The following is a 16,169-nucleotide window of genomic DNA, read 5'->3' as shown; positions in this document are numbered from 1 at the left end:
TGATGTTCACGTTGCGGTTCGACATGCGCGCACCGGCGGGCTCGGCGCCGACGGCCGACCTCTATGCGGCCGCGGTCGACATGTGCGAGTGGGCCGAAGACCGCGGGGCCGTCATCGCGGTGCTGTCCGAACATCACGGCACCGATGACGGCCATCTACCGGCGCCGCAGCTGCTGGCTGCGGCGATCGCCGCGCGGACCAAGCACCTGGCGATCCTGCTGGCGGCGGTCCCCATCACCTTCTGGGATCCGGTCCGTCTGGCCGAAGAGATCAGCGTTCTGGACATCATCAGTAAGGGCCGGGTCTCCTACGCGCTCGGCATCGGGCACCGGGTCGAGGAGTACGAGCACTTCGGCATCGATCCGCACGGCCGCGGAAAGCGCGCTGATGAGTTACTCGATCTGCTGCGCAGACTGCTGCGCGGGGCGCCGGTCGACCACGGCGGTCGACGGGTCCGGGTGACGCCGTCGCCATTCACACCCGACGGTCCGACCCTGGTGATCGCCGGTGGCAGCACGGCCGCGGCCCGTCGCGCGGCCCGACACGGTCTGGGTCTCATCTCTCAGGTCGCCGCACCGGATCTCCGTGCGCTCTACGAAACCGAATGCCGGGCCAACGGATTCGAACCCGGCATGGCGCAGTTCCCGGTCGACGGCGTCCCGACAACGGTCTTCGTTGCCGACGACACCGATGCCGCGTGGCACGAACTCGGCCCGTATCTCCTTCACGACGCGATGACCGCGGCGTCCTATCGGCACGACGATGACTCGGTGGCCAGCATCTGCCACGCGTCGACGGTTTCCGAACTGCGCGACGCCGGTGGTCCCTACCGGATCTTCACCACCGACGAGGCGGCCGAGTACATCCGTGGCGGCAGGCTGCTGCCGCTGTTGCCGTTGTGCGGTGGTCTGCCACCGGATACGGCGTGGCGATATCTCGACCAGGCCGTGATTGCGAGCCGCAACGCCCAGGAGCGGTCATGACATTGCGAGTCGTCGTCTGGGCGACGGGCGGTGTCGGGTCGATCGCCATCGACGCGATCCGGGGCCGGTCCGATCTGGAGCTGGTCGGGGTGTGGGTGCATTCCGCAGCGAAGGTCGGCAAGGACGCGGGGGAGTTGGCCGGAGGCGGTCCGATCGGTGTCGCGGCGACCAACGACGCTGCCGAACTCATTGCGCTACAGCCTGATTGCGTGGTGTACACCGCCAGCGGACCCGATCGCGACGCCGGCGCGATGCCGCACTACCTGATGCTGCTCGAGGCGGGCATCAATGTGGTGTCGACCTCGTCGACCAGCCTGGTCTACCCGCCGGCCTATTACTCGCCCGAGTGGCGCGGTCAGCTGGAGCGGGCCGCCGGCGCGGGAGATGCCTCGTTCTACGCGTCAGGAATCTTCCCGGGATTCGGATCTGATCAGCTCGCGCTGTTGCTGTCGACGCAATCCAAAACGATCCGCACCGTGACAGTCAGCGAGGTCGCACTCAACGACCACTATCCCGTCGCCGACGTGATGATGAACGGGATGGGCTTCGGCCATCCGCTCGAATTCGAGCCGCTTCTCCAGACGCCCGGCTTCATCGAGATGGCCTGGCGGGCACCGATTCACCTCATCGCCGCCGGGCTGGGTGTCGAGATCGAGGACGTGCGGGGAACTCTCGACCGCCGCCTCACCGACCGCAACATCGAGGTGGCCTTCGGGACCATCACGGCAGGCACCTGCGGCGCGGTCAGGACCCGAGCGGCCGGGGTGGTCAACGGTCGCGAAGCCATCGTCGTGGAGCACATCATCCGGATGGCGCGTGACGTCGCTCCCGACTGGCCGTCATCGGAATTCGACGCCGACTACCGCGTCGACATCGAGGGCGACCCCGACATCCACTGCGCCATGAACGTCGGAGCCGCCGAAGGACATCGCGCCGGCCATGCCGCGATGACCGCCACCGCGATGCGGGTCGTCAACGCGGTTCCCTACGTCGTGGCGGCGCCGGCCGGCCTGCTCAGCTCTCTCGACCTGCCCACCACCCTGCCGCGCAATGCGATCGACTGACAGGAGAAACGAATGACCGGCGCCAGTGCCGTGGACCTGTACTACGACCCGTTCGACTTCGCGATCGACGACGACCCGTACCCGATCTGGAAGCGGATGCGCGACGAAGCGCCGCTCTATGTCAACGAGAAGTACAACTTCTATGCGTTGAGCCGGTACGACGACGTCAGCCGGGAACTGCACAACTGGGAGACCTACCGGTCGGGACGCGGCACCACGATCGACGTCATCATGAGCGGTCTCGAGGTGCCGCCGGGTGTCATTTTGTTCGAGGACCCACCGCTGCACGATCTGCACCGGCGGTTGCTGTCGAAGGTGTTCACGCCGCGGCGGATGGAAGCGATCGAAGACCGGGTGCGGGGATTCTGCGTGCGGGCCCTGGACGCGCTGGCCGGCGCCGAACGTTTCGACGTGATCGCGGACTTCGGCGCTCTGATCCCGATGCGGACGATCGGCTACCTGCTGGGCATCCCCGAAGAAGGCCAGCAACACATCCGGGACAGCACGAACGCCGAAATCGGCCTGAAAGATGGCGCCTTTCAATCGGTGTCGGCCAGCGCGTTCGAGAACGCATACCAACTGTTCGCCGACTACATCGAGTGGCGGGCCGAGCACCCCGCCGACGATCTGATGACCCAGCTGCTCAACGCGGAGGTGGAAGAGGACGGTCAGCTGCGACCACTGACCCGTCTGGAGGTGCTGACCTACACCAGCATGATCGCCGGCGCCGGCAACGAGACCACCACGCGCCTGATCGGTTTCATCGCCCAACTGCTGGCACAGCACCCCGATCAGCGCCGCGAACTGGTGGCGGACCACTCGCTGATCCCCGGGGCGATCGAAGAGGTGCTGCGCTACCAGGCGCCGTCACCGGTGCAAGCCCGCTACGTCGCGTGTGACACCGAACAGCACGGCCAGCGCATTCCCGAAGGGTCGATCATGTTGCTGCTCAACGGCTCGGCCAACCGGGACGAGCGGCACTATCCCCGCGGTGAGGAGTTCGACATCCACCGCACCGGCGCGCACCTCTCGTTCGGGCAGGGGTTGCACTTCTGCCTCGGCTCGTCGCTGGCGCGGATGCAGGCCCGGGTCGCGCTCGAGGAGATGCTCAGGCGCTGGCCGCAGTGGGATGTCGACCTGGAGAACGCCGCGATGGCGCACACCTCCAGCGTTCGGGGCTGGGGCACGCTGCCGATGATCGTCGGCTGATCTCAGTCGCTGCGCGTCGCGACGCCGCGTAGCGAGGTGTCGCGGATATGGATGAGTGCCGCTCGCGTCCCGATGTCACGCAGGATGTTCTCCGGGATCCAGCCGAGGCCGATCACGGCCCGCGCGAGCATCTCGGTCGACGGACCGTCGATCGTGAGCTCGCCGGAGTTGATCCCCTCGGCGAGAAGCGTTTCCATCTGACCGACCCGCGTCGAGAACAACCAGCCGGGATCCCGGGTGTCCGGCGGTGACTGCCGCATCCACGCCAACTGGATGCGGAACTCGTCGCCGAACCGGTCCAGCACGTTGGTGTGGATCCAGGACACGGCGTCGAGCTTCTCCAGGGGTGACGAGTCCGAGCCCAGGACGCCGGTCCACCCCGGCTCCATCTTCTCGCCGAACGCCCGCATGATGTCGGTCAGCAGTTGATCTTTGGACCCGATCAGCCGGTACACCGTTCCGGTTCCCATGCCCGCCGCGGCGGCGATGTCCCGGATCGACGTGAATTCATAGCCCTTGCGGCCGAACTCGGCCCGGGCGACCGCCCGGACGCGGGCGGCGTCGTCGTCCGGGGCGTCAGCTGCCTGCCAGGACCGCACCACCTCGTCGGCGGCGCGGAATGCGGCCGATGCGTCGAGCTCGGCATCGCTGACCGCACGAGTGGCAAGGCCCTGCAGCATGATCGTGCACAGCAGCGCGGCGACCTTGTCGGGTCCGGCGTCGTTTCGGATGACGTCGAGGCCGACGTGCAGCATGGTCTGGACGAAGCGGTCGGCGAGGATCGCGATGTCGACGTGCGATCCGATGTGACCGCTCCAGCGGGCAGCCCGCAGCGTCTGCAGGGTGGCCTGCAAGGTCGCAGAGGGACGCTGCCGGGCGAGGGCCGTCAGATCCGGGTCGTCGGACGGGAACTCGTAGAACGTCATCTGCAACGCCGCCCGGTGGGTCACCGCGCACTGGGCAATCGCCGAACCGAGGTCGACCAGACGGTCGAATGCCGATGTCGATCCGGCGTCGTCGAGCCGCTGCTCAGCCTGCCGGGCGATCTCATCGAGGTCGTCGTGATAACGCCGCAGCAACTCGACGAAGATCGCTTCTTTCGATTCGAAGTGGTGGTAGAGGCTTCCGGGCAGAATGCCTGCGGCGTCGGCGATCTCCTGCAGCGACGTCCGCAGTCCCGAGGTGGCGATCAGCGCGGCGGCGGACTGAAGTATGTCGCTACGCCTGCTCACGGCACCTCCAATCCGGACCGGATATTTGGTAACGGTAGCAGAAGTGCGTGGCCCGGCATCGTTGACGAGGGGTTTGCGGCTGGGTACTGTCTGAACAAAAGTTAGGTTTCACGTCTACATGTCCGAGTGGGGTCCATGTCGAGCACGTCGATGTCGGGTGAACGCCGCAGTGTCGTCATCACCGGCGCTTCCCGCGGGCTCGGTCTGGCGTCGGCGGCGAATCTCTACCGGCGGGGTTGGCGTGTGGTCGCGGCGATGCGCTCGGTGGACGCCGGTATGACGGTGTTGCGGAAGGCCACCGGGGCCGGCGACGACGATCCGAGACTCGTCGGCGTCAGCCTCGACCTGACCGATCCGGGTTCGGTGACCGCCGCGGCGCGGACCATCGAGGATGCGGTGGGCGCACCGTACGGGCTGGTGCACAACGCCGGCATCTCCGCGGCGGGCATGGTCGAGGAGACGCCGACCGAACTCTGGGAGCGAATGTTCGCGACCACGATCTTCGGCCCGGTGCTGCTGACCAAGGAGCTGCTGCCGTCGATGCGCCGAGCCGGCGCCGGCCGCATCGTCCTGGTGTCCAGCCAGGGCGGAGTTCGCGGAATGCCGGCTACCGCAGCGTATTCCGCGGTCAAAGGCGCCCTGGAGAGGTGGGGGGAGTCGATGGCCGGGGAGATCGCACCGTTCGGCATCGGTGTGACGGTCGTCGTCACCGGCACCTACGACACCGAGATCATCACCGATGCGGGCACCACCGATTGCCGTGACCTGCAGGGCGTGTACGCCCGCCACCACCAGACCATGGACAAACGAGGCCGCGCCGCGATGAAGATGGCGGCGCGTTCCCCGGACAAGTTCGCCGCGGGCCTGGCCAAGGCGCTCGACGGCAGGAAGCCCTTCGTCAAGACAGCGATCGGTCCGGACGCGCGAATGTTGTTGATCGTCAACCGGATATTGCCGTCGGCCGGACTGCACCAGATGACCCGGTTGATGATGGGTATTCCGCGGTTCGGCGCCATGAGATCAGGAGATACCCAGAGTGGCTGACAGCGCAGGCGTCCGCTTCGAAACCAAGATGATGATCGACGGCGCCCTGGTCGACGGTCAGGCGGGGACCTTCACCAACATCAACCCGGCCACCGAAGAGATACTCGGCGAGGTCGCCGACGCGTCGAAAGCCGACATGCACCGGGCCATCGACGCCGCGCGGCGCGCGTTCGACCAGACGGGCTGGTCGACCGATCATGCTTTCCGGCAACGGTGCCTGCTGCAATTGCAGGAGGCGCTGGAATCCGAACAGGAGGAGCTGCGCGAGGAGCTGATCCTCGAGGTGGGCTGTCCGCGCGCCATCACCCACGGTCCCCAGCTCGACGCCCCGCTGGCCGACGGGCTGCGCTACCCGGCAAAGCTGATCGACGAATATCCCTGGGAGACATCCCTGGGCGACACGGTGGTGTCGGTCACCGGGGTGAACACCACCCGCAAGGTCTGGCGGGAGCCGGTCGGCGTGGTCGGTGCGATCGTCCCGTGGAACTTCCCGTTCGAGGTCGCCATCCACAAGATCGGCCAGGCGCTGGCGACGGGAAACACCGTCGTCCTCAAGCCTGCGCCCGACACGCCGTACAACGCGACCCGGCTGGGCCGGCTGATCGCCGAGAACACCGACATCCCGGCGGGTGTGGTGAACGTCGTCACCGCGTCGGACCACCTCGTTGGTGAAGAGCTCACGCTGTCGCCGAAGGTCGACCTGATCTCGTTCACCGGATCGACGGTTGTCGGGCAGCGGATCATGGAGAAGGGCGCCGCCACCATGAAGCGGCTGTTCCTCGAGCTCGGTGGGAAATCGGCGACGATCGTTCTCGAGGACGCGGACTTTGCGCTCGGCTGCATGATGGGCATCGCTCCGTGCATGCACGCCGGCCAGGGCTGCGCCAACCCCACCCGATTGCTGCTGCCGCGCTCCCGTTATTCCGAGGGTGTCGAAATTCTGCGCGGGATCTACGAGGGCGTCTCCGCCGGCGACCCGCAGGACCCCGGCACGCTGTGCGGCCCGGTCATCTCCGACCGCCAGCGCAGCCGCATCCGCGGCTACATCCAGAAAGGCGTCGAGGAAGGCGCCACGCTGCTCGTCGGCGGAGCCGAGGCGCCGGCGGGAATGGACAAGGGATTCTTCGTCAAGCCAACGCTATTCGTGAACGTCGACAACTCGATGACGATCGCGCAGGAGGAGATCTTCGGCCCGGTCTTGTCGGTGATTCCCTTCGACGACGAGGACGACGCGGTGCGCATCGCCAACGACAGCCCCTATGGTCTGGCCGGCAATGTGATGGCGGGCTCGCTGGACCGGGCCCTGTCGGTGGCCAGGCGGCTGCGGGCCGGCTTCATCGGCCTGAACGGCACCGCAGGCTACGGCGCCGACACCCCGTTCGGCGGGTACAAGGCCAGTGGTGTGGGCCGACAGAACGGCGTCGCCGGATTCGACCAGTACACCGAAATCAAATCGGTTGCCTACCCAGCCAATTGAGGAGTTCTTTGTTGTGACCGATTTCGACGTGGTGGACTTCTTCACCGACGAGGCGCTCGTCCCCGACCCATACCCGTACTTCGACCATCTACGGGCGAAGTGCCCGGTGACCCCGGCGACGGCCTTCAACGTGCTGGCGGTCACCGGATACGACGCCGCACTGAGCGTGTACAAGAACCCGGCTTTCTCGTCGTGCGTCTCGGTGGCCGGACCGTTCTCCGGCATGCCCATCACGCCGGGCGAAACCGATGACGTATCGGAACTGATCGAGCAGCACGGCGCCAGTGTGCCGATGGGCGAACACATCACGTCGCAAGATCCACCACTGCACACCCGCACCCGCAGCCTGATGAACACACTGCTCACCCCCAAACGCCTCAAAGAGAACGAAGACTTCATGTGGCGGCTGGCCGATCAGCAGCTGGACACCTTCCTGGCCAAGGGTGAGTGCGAATTCCTCACCGACTACGCAAAGCCGTTCTCGCTGTTGGTCATCGCCGACCTGCTGGGGGTACCTTCCGAGGACCAGGAAGAGTTCACGGCGGTGTTCGCCAACGCGACGGTCGGCGAAATCGGCTCCGAGGCGCCCGCGTCCCACAACCCGCTGGAGTGGCTGAACGAGAGGTTCTACCGCTACCTCGACGAGCGCCGCCGCGCCCCGCGCGAGGACGTCCTCACCGGACTGGCGCTCGCCAAGTACGACGACGGATCGACACCCGACCTCGAAGACGTGGTGAACCTCTCGGCGTTCCTGTTCGCCGCCGGCAGCGAGACCACGACGAAGCTGGTCAGCTCTGCGGTGCGGTTCATCGGAGACAACCCGGGAGTCGAAGAGTCGTTACGCAACGACCGCAGCAAGATTCCGGCCTTCTGCGAAGAGACATTGCGAATGGAAAGCCCTGTCAAGGCGCACTTCCGGATGGCCCGCACCACCACCACGATCGGCGATGTCACGGTCCCGGCCGGAACGATCGTGATGCTGCTGCCCGGAGCCTGCAACCGGGACGCAAGCAAGTTCGAGAGCCCCCACGAGTTCCGAGCCGACCGGCCGAATGTCCGCGAACACATCGCCTTCATCCGTGGGGCGCACTCGTGCCCGGGCGCTCCGCTGGCTCGGGCGGAAGGCCGGATTTCGCTGAACCGGATCCTCGATCGGATGACCGGCATCACGATCTCGGAAGCCCACCACGGTCCCGCCGGGAACCGGCTCTACAGCTATGAGCCGACGTTCATCATGCGCGGGCTCAGCGATCTGCACATCACCTTCGAGGAGAACCCATGACTGGAAAGCTGGACGGCAAGGTCGCTTTCATCACCGGGGCGGCCCGCGGCCAGGGCCGCGCGCACGCGATCGCGATGGCCAGAGAGGGCGCCGACATCATCGCCGTCGACATCTGCCGGGACATTCCCTCGAACCCCTATCCGTTGGCCACCCCGGACGACCTGTCGGAGACCGAACGCTCCATCAAGGAGACCGGCCGCCGAGTGCTGGCCCGGGTGGCCGACGTCCGTGAGCGCCACGAGTTGCGCGACGCGGTCGAGGCGGGCGTGGCCGACTTCGGCGCGATCGACATCGTCGTCGCCAACGCCGGCATCCTGCCGATGGCCATGGGCCGCCCGCACGACGCGATGTCGTTCGTCGACGCCAGCGATGTGGATCTGCTCGGCGTGATGAACACCGTCGCGGTCACCGTGCCGCACCTGCCGAACGGGGCGTCGGTCATCGTCACCGGCTCGACGGCAGGCATGATCCGCGGCACCACCGACAACCCGAACATGGGACCCGGCGGACGGGGCTACGGGTGGAGCAAGCGGGTCATCATCGAGTACGTCGAGGAGATGGCGATCGCGCTGGCGGACAGGATGATTCGGGTCAACGCCATACACCCGACGAACTGCAACACCCATCTGCTGCAGAACGACGGGATGTACAGCATGTTCCGGCCCGACCTGACCCAGGCGGGCCAGCAGGCGACCCGCGAGGACGCCGAGCCGTTGTTCACGATCTTCCAGGCGATGCCGATCCCGTACATCGAGCCGGAAGACATGGCCAACCTCGGGGTGTTCCTCGCCAGCGACGACAGCCGCTACATCACCGGACAACAGATCCGGGTGGACGCCGGCTCGCTGCTCAAGTGGCCCAACGGCCCAGGGGGATGAGAGCACAGGGGATAGGAGCACACCGATGGGTGCGGTAATCATGCTCGGCACGTTGTTCGGTCTGATCGTGCTGATCTTCGGACTGGTCATCTACCTCGACCCGGAAGCGCGCGACCGGTGACGCCGGTGATGATCGCCGGCCAGACCTTCGCCTACGTCGGCGGATTCGTCCTGCTGGCCGTCGGTGTCTTCCTCAGCGTGCGTCGCGGGCGCATTCACCCCCTGCTGCTGGTGTCGATCTCGGCGATCTCGTTCTCCTGGATCGAGGCGCCCTACGACTGGGCGATGTACGCCCAGTTCCCGTCCGCACTGCCACGCATGCCGTCGTGGTGGCCGATGAACATGACCTGGGGTGGCGGGCTGCCGTCCGCGGTGCCCATCGGGTACATCTCGTACTTCGTGTTCCCCGCGCTGATCGGCGCCGCCGTCGGCCGGTGGCTGGTGAGGCGGTTCGGGTGGCGCAGGCCGCAGACGCTTCTGATCACCGGTTTCGGCGTCGGGTTCTGCTGGGCGCTGTTCTTCAACGCGGTGATCGGCGCCCAGCTCGGGGTCTTCTACTACGGCTACGTGATTCCGGGGCTGGCGATCTTCGAGGGCACCAAGCACCAGTATCCGATCTACGACTCGGTCGCGATGGGCGTACAGATGATGGTGTTCGCCTACCTGCTGGGCCGGACTGATGACCAGGGACGCAACGTGATCGAGGCGTGGGCCGACAGGCGGTCGCCGAGCAAGGTCGGCGCGGGTGTCCTGTCGGTGGTGGGAGTGATCGTCGTGGGACATCTCCTGTACGGGGCGGTGTTCGCGCCGCACCTCGTCACGAAGCTCGCCGGCTACGTCACCGTCGGTCCGACCGAGCAACTGTTCCCCGGCGTGCCGAATCAGCCGCGATAGATGGACTTGATCTCCTGGTAGGCGGCCAGTCCCTCGGGCCCGAGTTCGCGGCCGAGCCCACTGGCCTTGACGCCGCCGAACGGTGCTGTCGGGTCGGGCAGATAGTGGTTGATCCCCACCGTTCCCGACCGCACGCCGCGGGCGACCGCAAGCCCGCGCTCCGGGTCGGTGGTCCACACCGACCCGCCGAGGCCGTAGGCGTTGGCATTCGCGATCCGCACCGCGTCGTCATCGTCGTCGTAGCCGATGATCGTCAGCACCGGGCCGAAGATCTCCTCCCGGGCGATCGCGTCATCGTTGTCGACGTCGGCGAAAACCGTTGGCGCGACGAACCACCCGGTATCGCGCCCCGGCGACCTGGTGCCACCTGTGGTCAACCGCACCCCGCGGTGTGCGGCGGCGGCGATCGCGGACTCGACACGGTCACGCTGGCGGGCGCTGACCAGCGGACCGATCTGGGTGGCCGGATCCAGGGAATCACCGACGGTCAACGACGCGGCCAGGGCGGTGACGGTGTCGACGACGTCGGTGTAGCGGCTTCGGGGCGCGAGTATCCGAGTCCCGATGAAGCAGGTCTGGCCATTGTTGAGCAATGTTGCGGCGAAGAGCTTTTCGCCGATCACACCCAGATCGAGGTCGGCGTCGTCGAGGATGATGGCCGCGGATTTGCCGCCGAGTTCCAGCGTGACGGGGCGTAACAACCCGCCACACATCCGCGCTATCTCGCGGCCGACGTGCGTCGAACCGGTGAACGCCACCTTGTCGACACCGGGATGCGCAACCAGGTGGGCGCCGGTGCGGCTGCCGCCGGGTACCACGTTGATCACGCCGGGCGGGATGTCGGACTCGGCGACGGCCTCGGCGAACAGGGCGGCGTCGAACACCGTCTGCGGTGCCGGCTTGATGACGAATGTGCACCCGGCCGCGAGACCCGGTGCGTATTTGAACGCGCTCAGCACCTGCGGAAAGTTCCACGGCACGATCGCGGCCACCACGCCGATCGGTGTCCGGGTGATGGTCGTCGAACCGCCCAGCAGGCCGGGGCGTTCGGTGTCGGATTGCTGGGTGCACAGTTGGGCGTAGTACCGCAACAGTACCGCGGGGAAGACCGCCTCGAGCTGGCCCGCGATCGCGATGGGCATGCCGTTCTGGGCGCTGACGGCGTGAGCGAGCTCTCCGCTGCGGCGGTCGAGGGCGTCGGCGAGGGATTCCATCGCCGCGGCCCGTTTGTCTGCGGGCCAGTTCGGCCAGCCGTCGCCGGCGTCGAACGCCGCCCGGGCTGCGGAGACCGCCGCGTCGATGTCGGCCTCGACGCCGGCGGCGACGGCGCCCAGTCGCTGTTCGTCGTTGGGGGAGACCACAACGATCTCGTCGTCCGAACTCGGTGTGGTCCACCGGCCCCCGATCAGGAAAGTGTCGTGGTGGGTGCTCATGCGGCACAAGGTATTGACCTCCGCCAGGCGATGGTGTGACCTTGTGCCGCAATGAGCCCGATCGAGCGTCGTAATTATCCCTTCCGGGGTTACGGCGCGTAGCAGCGTTCGTCGTTGTTGACGTTGATCCAGCAGTTGGGGCTGATGAAGTGCGCGTTGGGACGCGGCCTCGTCAGTTCGGCGTAAATCCCCCCACTCGGCCGCCGACCGGCAAATACTGGACGGGCAACGACAGGGGGACGCCATGCGCACAGCGGCGTATATCGGGGGAATCGGCGGCTTCGCCGTGGCGTTGGGAGTCGGCGCCGCAGTGACAGCGGGATGTGGTGTCGCCTCGGCCGACTCTGCGGAGTCCGGATCCTCGGCTCCCCACTCATCGTCAGCCAACCGCTCGGCAGTCGGTCATCCGCAGCGGACCAAACCCAAAGCAACCGCCGCGTCCCGGCTGTCAAAGCCACTGCCGGCCAAACAATCTCGAGCCGTCACGGTACGAACGAGCGCGGCCGCCGTCACCACAGCGCCAGTCACCACCAAGGTCGGCTGGGTGACCGGGCCCAACACCTCCACCCCCGGCAGATTCGGCGTCTACGGCACCGACGTCGGCATCATGTGGGACAACGGGATGGCCGGGGACAGGCGTCAGGTGCTGATGATCTTCGGCGACACCTTCAGCGGCCCCAACATGACCGGCAACTGGCGCTCCAACGTACTGCTGCGCACCACTGATCCGATCAACCGTGTGTTCGCACCCGGTTCGGCCACGGATCCGTTCGCCGGATCGCCACTGGCATCGCCGGGGATGTCCAAGCAGGTGATCGCCGGCAGTGCCCGCAATCTTGGGCCGTTCGGTTCCCAGGTGACCGTCATTCCGACCGCCGCCATCTCGGTGCCGTACGACAATCAGTACGGCGCACGGCAATACGTGAACTTCATGTCGGTGCGATCATGGGACTTCGGCGGCGCCTGGACCACCAACTACTCCGCGATCGCCTACTCCGATGACAACGGTCAGAACTGGACGGTGGCGCCGCAAACCGTCCGGGCCGCGAGCTGGCTGCGCTCGTCCACCCCATTCGTCTACGGAAATCAGAACTTTCAGCAGGGCGCCTTCGTGAAGCCGCCCGCGGACTCGCCGGACGCGGGCTACGTGTTCTCCTACGGCACACCGTCGGGTCGGCTCGGCTCGGCCTATCTGTCCCGGGTCAGCGAAGCCGACATCCTCGATCTGACGAAATACCAGTACTGGAACGGCACCGACTGGGTGACAGGAAAGCCCGGCGCCGCGGTGCCGATCCTGCCGACCACCCGAAGCAACCAGTACGCCGGCGGAATCCTGGGCCAGCTGGGGTTGTTCTTCGGCAGCTGGGTGGCGGGCATCTTCGGGGTGGGCGGCCCCAGCGGACATGTCAGCGAGCTGTCGGTGCAGTACAACACCTACCTCAACAAATACGTGGCGATGTACTCGAGCAGCGTCGGCAGCGTGATCATTCGCACCGCCGACACTCCGCAGGGCACCTGGTCGGCACCCACCACGCTCGTCACGTCGGCGCAGTATCCCGGGCTCTACGCACCGATGATGGATCCGTGGTCCACCGGCCAGGACATCTACTGGAACATGTCGGTCTGGGGCAGCTACAACGTGCTGCTGATGAAGACGACGCTGGGCGGCGCCGCGGTTCAGGCCTGAGCCGCCGGCGCGAAGAATTCGAGCGTGATGCCGTCGGGATCGCGGAAGCTCAACCCGGAACCGTAGTGTGCGTCCACGATTCCGCCGTGGCTGATGCCCAGCTCGTCGAGTCGGGCTTGCCAGCGCTCCAGTTCGGCGCGCTCCGCGCAGCCGAAACCGACGTGATCCAGGCCGACGTTGTGCTCGCTGAACGGCTGATCCGACGGGGCAGTGGTGTGTTGGTGCAACCCGAACAGGGTGCCGTTGTCCAGCAGGAACACCGAGTGATGGAAGCCGGCGTCGGTGTCCTCGTCGAGCACCGGATCCGAGCCGATGAGCGCTCGGTACCAGGGCACGCTCACTGACAGGTCACGCACGGTCACCGCGATGTGGGCAAGAGTGGGAAACGACATGGGACACCCTTCTGATGGTGGGGCTAACAACACGTATGACGGGGATGGTCCGCCAAATGTTCATGCGGACCCGGATCGGTGCCGCTGACCGCGGCGACGAACGCGCCCAGATCGATACGCTCGCCGCTCAGCCAGGTCCCGTTGACCGTGGCCTTGTCCGCCAATTCGGCGGGGTCCACCGCGTAGGGGTCGGCGGCCAGCTCCACGAAATCGGCGAGCTTACCCACCTCGAGCGAGCCGATCAGATTGTCGCGGTGCAGGGTCCGGGCGGCGTTGATGGTGTGCGCCCGCAGGGCGTGGTCGAGGCTGATGCATTGCTCGGCACCGTGAACGCTGCCGGCCCGGGTGCGCCGGGTCACCGCGGTCGCGATGTTGAGCACCGGGGTCGGCGGCGACACGGACCCGTCGTTGTGCAGCGAGACCACCGCACCCGAGGCCACCGCGTCGGCGAAGGCCCCCCACGTGCTGCCGTGCTCGTGATCGAAGATCTGCCCGTCCAGCAGATCGCCCCAGTAGTAGTACTGGAACGGAGCCATCGAGACGTGCACGCCGAGGCGCGCTGCCCGGTCGAACTGCTCGCGGGTGCCCGCCCCGAGATGCTCCAGACGCCAACGATGGTCGCTGCCTTGCAGATTGTGGCGATTCAGTGCGCCCTCATAGGCGTCCAGCGCCAACTCGATGGCGAGATCGCCGTTGGCGTGGAAGGCCATCTGCCACCCGGAGGGGGCCGCGACGTCCAGCACGGAGTCGAGCTGCTCGAGGGTGTAGTTCATCGACTGGGGGCCACCGGCCAAGGCCGGGTCGATACCGGCCGTTCTGGTCGTCTCGGTACTCAGATAGGGAAAGGAAATCGCGATGTTCCCGATCCATGGGGAGCCGTCGGTCCACAGCTTGACACCCTGCTTGACCAGGAGTTGCTCAGCGACATTGAAGGTTTCGGCGTTGTTGTAGGTGTCGGTGGTCGACATCTCCCACATGCTCACCCGAAGCGGGCAGGACGGCGCCGTCGCCAGCGCTTCGTAGGCGCCCTTGAATTTCGGGTCGTAGGTCATGTCGGAGGTCGAGGTGTACCCGCCGCGCGACATCCAGGCGTAGTACTCGGCCGCACTGACCAGCGGGTTGCCCAGCTGGGACAGGATCGGCCCGGCGACGGCAAGCAGCACCGCGGTCTCGAATCCCTGGCCGTTGAGGCTGCCGTCGGGATTTCGGCCGAAGTGAGCGCCGACCGGATCGGCAGGCGGATTGACATTCCAGCCCCGCTGCTTCATCACGGCGGTGTTGAAATACGCGCCATGGCCGGAATTGTCGGTGACAACGGCGATTCGGTCGCCGAAGATACGGTCGAGCTCGGGGGCCTTCGGGGAGGGGCGCTTGTGCAGCAGCGCGTCGAAGCCGGCGAACAACAGCGGGGTGGCCGGGTCGGTCTGGGCGATCGCATCGGCGAAGATCTTCTCGACGTCCTGCCAGGTCGGTGCGTCCCACGGTGCGATCGAGCGGGCCGGCGGCTGGGTGGCGACACCGCTCATCACCGGATGGCTATGCGGTTCAACGAAACCCGGTAACAGGGCGGCCGCGCCGGTGTCGATCACCTCGGCGTCCGGGCACCGCGCCCGGCATTGCGCCAATGACCCGACCGCGGCGATCAGCCCGTCGGTGACGGCGACGGCCTCCGCGCGCGGCTGATCGGGATCCATCGTGATGACCGTTGCGGCGGTGAGGATTGTGCTGGACATGAGACCCCTTGCTGCTATCAGACGATGCGCTGTCCGCGGCGCGCCCTGGCGCGCATGTCCCAGAGGTACAGCTGGTACCCGAGAATCCAGGCCTGGTGCGGGATCAGCCGGTCGGCGAGCCGCAGTGCGGCCAGCAACCACTCGAAACGGCGCTGCTGCCCGGCGCTCCACGGCAGCCGCATCATCGACCGGAATTCGGACGGCAGGAAACCGACGGTGGCGAACAGGTTGAACCGGCCCAGCGTCTCCCGGATCGGGAACGGCATGAATGCCATTCCCGCAACACCTTTCAGATGCTCGCGGACCGGCGGGTCGATGGACAACTCGTCCAGTGACTGCTGCCAGTACTCGTCGAAGGCCGCGCGGTCGGCCGGCCACATCCCCTCGCGCACCTGCAGCGTGGTGCCGAGCCGGCTGGCGTCGGCATAGACCGCGTCGGCGGCAGCGTCGTCAAGCGGGCCGTAGAGGAACTCGTGCTGGTCGACGTAGTAGCGGTACAGACAGGCCGCCACCCACAGCTGAAGCTTCGGGTCGAAGGCGCGGTAGGACACCGGGCTCGACGCGGTGGAGCGGACCTTGGCGTGCGCGGTGTCCACCGCCGAGCGGATGAGGGCTCGGTCGGCGTCGGTGCCGATGGTGGCCGCCGCGAGATAGGTGCCCGTGGTGCGGGCCCGCTTGATCGGATGCTTGTACACGTTGCCGCTGTCCACCGGGGACTCGAGAACGCCGTAACCGACGCCGGGGTGGGCCAGTTGCATGATGACGTTGGCGGCGGGCGCCAGCACCGCGGCCGGGTTGAGCAAGTCCGAGACCCGCGTCGGGGATCGCGTCATCGCGGCCTCATCAGGGCAGTACATCACG

The 16,169-nt window shown here is 66.8% G+C and carries 14 protein-coding genes; 9 read left to right on the top strand and 5 right to left on the bottom strand.

All coding sequences use genetic code 11. From position 1 onward, the window contains the following. Positions 1–2: 2 nt before the first annotated feature. From AB4879_RS27620 to AB4879_RS27610, 3 genes are read left to right on the top strand one after another with little or no spacing between them, the layout of a single operon-like run. Positions 3–983 (top strand): LLM class flavin-dependent oxidoreductase, encoded by a 981-nt coding sequence (locus AB4879_RS27620; RefSeq protein WP_370510116.1) that lies wholly within the window; start codon positions 3–5, stop codon positions 981–983. Continuing rightward, positions 980–2,047, top strand: coding sequence for a dihydrodipicolinate reductase (locus AB4879_RS27615; RefSeq protein ID WP_370510115.1), 1,068 nt, complete (start codon positions 980–982; stop codon positions 2,045–2,047). The genes AB4879_RS27620 and AB4879_RS27615 overlap by 4 nt, the downstream gene beginning before the upstream one ends. Before the next feature lie 12 nt (positions 2,048–2,059). After that, positions 2,060–3,256 (top strand): cytochrome P450, encoded by a 1,197-nt coding sequence (locus AB4879_RS27610; RefSeq protein WP_370510114.1) that lies wholly within the window; start codon positions 2,060–2,062, stop codon positions 3,254–3,256. A gap of 2 nt (positions 3,257–3,258) precedes the next feature. Here AB4879_RS27610 and AB4879_RS27605 read toward each other — a convergent pair whose 3' ends face one another. Further along, positions 3,259–4,488: a TetR/AcrR family transcriptional regulator gene (locus tag AB4879_RS27605; RefSeq protein ID WP_370510113.1), complete on the bottom strand. Its 1,230-nt coding sequence runs from the start codon at positions 4,486–4,488 to the stop codon at positions 3,259–3,261. 135 nt (positions 4,489–4,623) lie between these two features. Between AB4879_RS27605 and AB4879_RS27600 the strand changes: the two genes are divergently transcribed. The 5 genes from AB4879_RS27600 to AB4879_RS27580 all read left to right on the top strand — a co-directional run bounded on the left by AB4879_RS27600 (position 4,624) and on the right by AB4879_RS27580 (position 10,063). Then, positions 4,624–5,532 carry an SDR family oxidoreductase gene (locus AB4879_RS27600; RefSeq protein WP_370510112.1) on the top strand — a complete coding sequence of 303 codons (909 nt, stop codon included), beginning with the start codon at positions 4,624–4,626 and terminating at the stop codon, positions 5,530–5,532. Positions 5,533–5,560: 28 nt separating this feature from the next. Continuing rightward, positions 5,561–7,009 (top strand): aldehyde dehydrogenase family protein, encoded by a 1,449-nt coding sequence (locus AB4879_RS27595; protein ID WP_370510250.1) that lies wholly within the window; start codon positions 5,561–5,563, stop codon positions 7,007–7,009. A 13-nt stretch (positions 7,010–7,022) separates the two neighbouring features. Beyond that, positions 7,023–8,291 carry a cytochrome P450 gene (locus AB4879_RS27590; RefSeq protein WP_370510111.1) on the top strand — a complete coding sequence of 423 codons (1,269 nt, stop codon included), beginning with the start codon at positions 7,023–7,025 and terminating at the stop codon, positions 8,289–8,291. Next, the gene (locus tag AB4879_RS27585) at positions 8,288–9,169 is read left to right on the top strand and encodes a mycofactocin-coupled SDR family oxidoreductase (protein ID WP_370510110.1); all 882 of its coding nucleotides are present in this window, start codon (positions 8,288–8,290) and stop codon (positions 9,167–9,169) included. The genes AB4879_RS27590 and AB4879_RS27585 overlap by 4 nt, the downstream gene beginning before the upstream one ends. 129 nt (positions 9,170–9,298) lie before the next feature. Beyond that, the gene (locus tag AB4879_RS27580; protein WP_370510249.1) at positions 9,299–10,063 is read left to right on the top strand and encodes a spirocyclase AveC family protein; all 765 of its coding nucleotides are present in this window, start codon (positions 9,299–9,301) and stop codon (positions 10,061–10,063) included. Here AB4879_RS27580 and AB4879_RS27575 read toward each other — a convergent pair. Beyond that, positions 10,051–11,496, bottom strand: a complete 1,446-nt coding sequence (locus AB4879_RS27575; protein WP_370510109.1) for an aldehyde dehydrogenase — start codon at positions 11,494–11,496, stop codon at positions 10,051–10,053. The genes AB4879_RS27580 and AB4879_RS27575 overlap by 13 nt on opposite strands. A 244-nt stretch (positions 11,497–11,740) precedes the next feature. Between AB4879_RS27575 and AB4879_RS27570 the strand changes: the two genes are divergently transcribed. Further along, positions 11,741–13,183, top strand: coding sequence for a DUF4185 domain-containing protein (locus AB4879_RS27570; RefSeq protein WP_370510108.1), 1,443 nt, complete (start codon positions 11,741–11,743; stop codon positions 13,181–13,183). Here the strand turns inward: AB4879_RS27570 and AB4879_RS27565 are convergent. The 3 genes from AB4879_RS27565 to AB4879_RS27555 are packed head-to-tail and all read right to left on the bottom strand — an operon-like array spanning position 13,174 to position 16,141. Then, complete coding sequence (locus tag AB4879_RS27565; RefSeq protein WP_370510107.1) at positions 13,174–13,575, bottom strand: VOC family protein; 402 nt, start codon at positions 13,573–13,575, stop codon at positions 13,174–13,176. The genes AB4879_RS27570 and AB4879_RS27565 overlap by 10 nt on opposite strands. Positions 13,576–13,598: 23 nt before the next feature. After that, entirely contained in the window at positions 13,599–15,308 is a 1,710-nt protein-coding gene (locus tag AB4879_RS27560) for an amidohydrolase (RefSeq protein WP_370510106.1), read from the bottom strand. A gap of 17 nt (positions 15,309–15,325) precedes the next feature. After that, positions 15,326–16,141, bottom strand: a complete 816-nt coding sequence (locus tag AB4879_RS27555) for an oxygenase MpaB family protein (protein ID WP_370510105.1) — start codon at positions 16,139–16,141, stop codon at positions 15,326–15,328. Positions 16,142–16,169: the final 28 nt, after the last annotated feature.

Source organism: Mycobacterium sp. SA01 (assembly GCF_041287105.1).
In the GTDB taxonomy this organism is placed as follows: Bacteria; Actinomycetota; Actinomycetes; order Mycobacteriales; family Mycobacteriaceae; genus Mycobacterium.
This window is presented reverse-complemented; position numbering and strand designations above follow the sequence as displayed.

Coding starts and splice junctions, on each gene's coding strand:
- AB4879_RS27565 (WP_370510107.1), bottom strand. CDS start 13,575: ATGTCGTTTCCCACTCTTGCCCACATCGCGGTGACCGTGCGTGACCTG.
- AB4879_RS27585 (WP_370510110.1), top strand. CDS start 8,288: ATGACTGGAAAGCTGGACGGCAAGGTCGCTTTCATCACCGGGGCGGCC.
- AB4879_RS27615 (WP_370510115.1), top strand. CDS start 980: ATGACATTGCGAGTCGTCGTCTGGGCGACGGGCGGTGTCGGGTCGATC.
- AB4879_RS27610 (WP_370510114.1), top strand. CDS start 2,060: ATGACCGGCGCCAGTGCCGTGGACCTGTACTACGACCCGTTCGACTTC.
- AB4879_RS27595 (WP_370510250.1), top strand. CDS start 5,561: ATGATGATCGACGGCGCCCTGGTCGACGGTCAGGCGGGGACCTTCACC.
- AB4879_RS27560 (WP_370510106.1), bottom strand. CDS start 15,308: ATGTCCAGCACAATCCTCACCGCCGCAACGGTCATCACGATGGATCCC.
- AB4879_RS27575 (WP_370510109.1), bottom strand. CDS start 11,496: ATGAGCACCCACCACGACACTTTCCTGATCGGGGGCCGGTGGACCACA.
- AB4879_RS27620 (WP_370510116.1), top strand. CDS start 3: ATGTTCACGTTGCGGTTCGACATGCGCGCACCGGCGGGCTCGGCGCCG.
- AB4879_RS27570 (WP_370510108.1), top strand. CDS start 11,741: ATGCGCACAGCGGCGTATATCGGGGGAATCGGCGGCTTCGCCGTGGCG.
- AB4879_RS27600 (WP_370510112.1), top strand. CDS start 4,624: ATGTCGAGCACGTCGATGTCGGGTGAACGCCGCAGTGTCGTCATCACC.
- AB4879_RS27580 (WP_370510249.1), top strand. CDS start 9,299: ATGATCGCCGGCCAGACCTTCGCCTACGTCGGCGGATTCGTCCTGCTG.
- AB4879_RS27555 (WP_370510105.1), bottom strand. CDS start 16,141: ATGACGCGATCCCCGACGCGGGTCTCGGACTTGCTCAACCCGGCCGCG.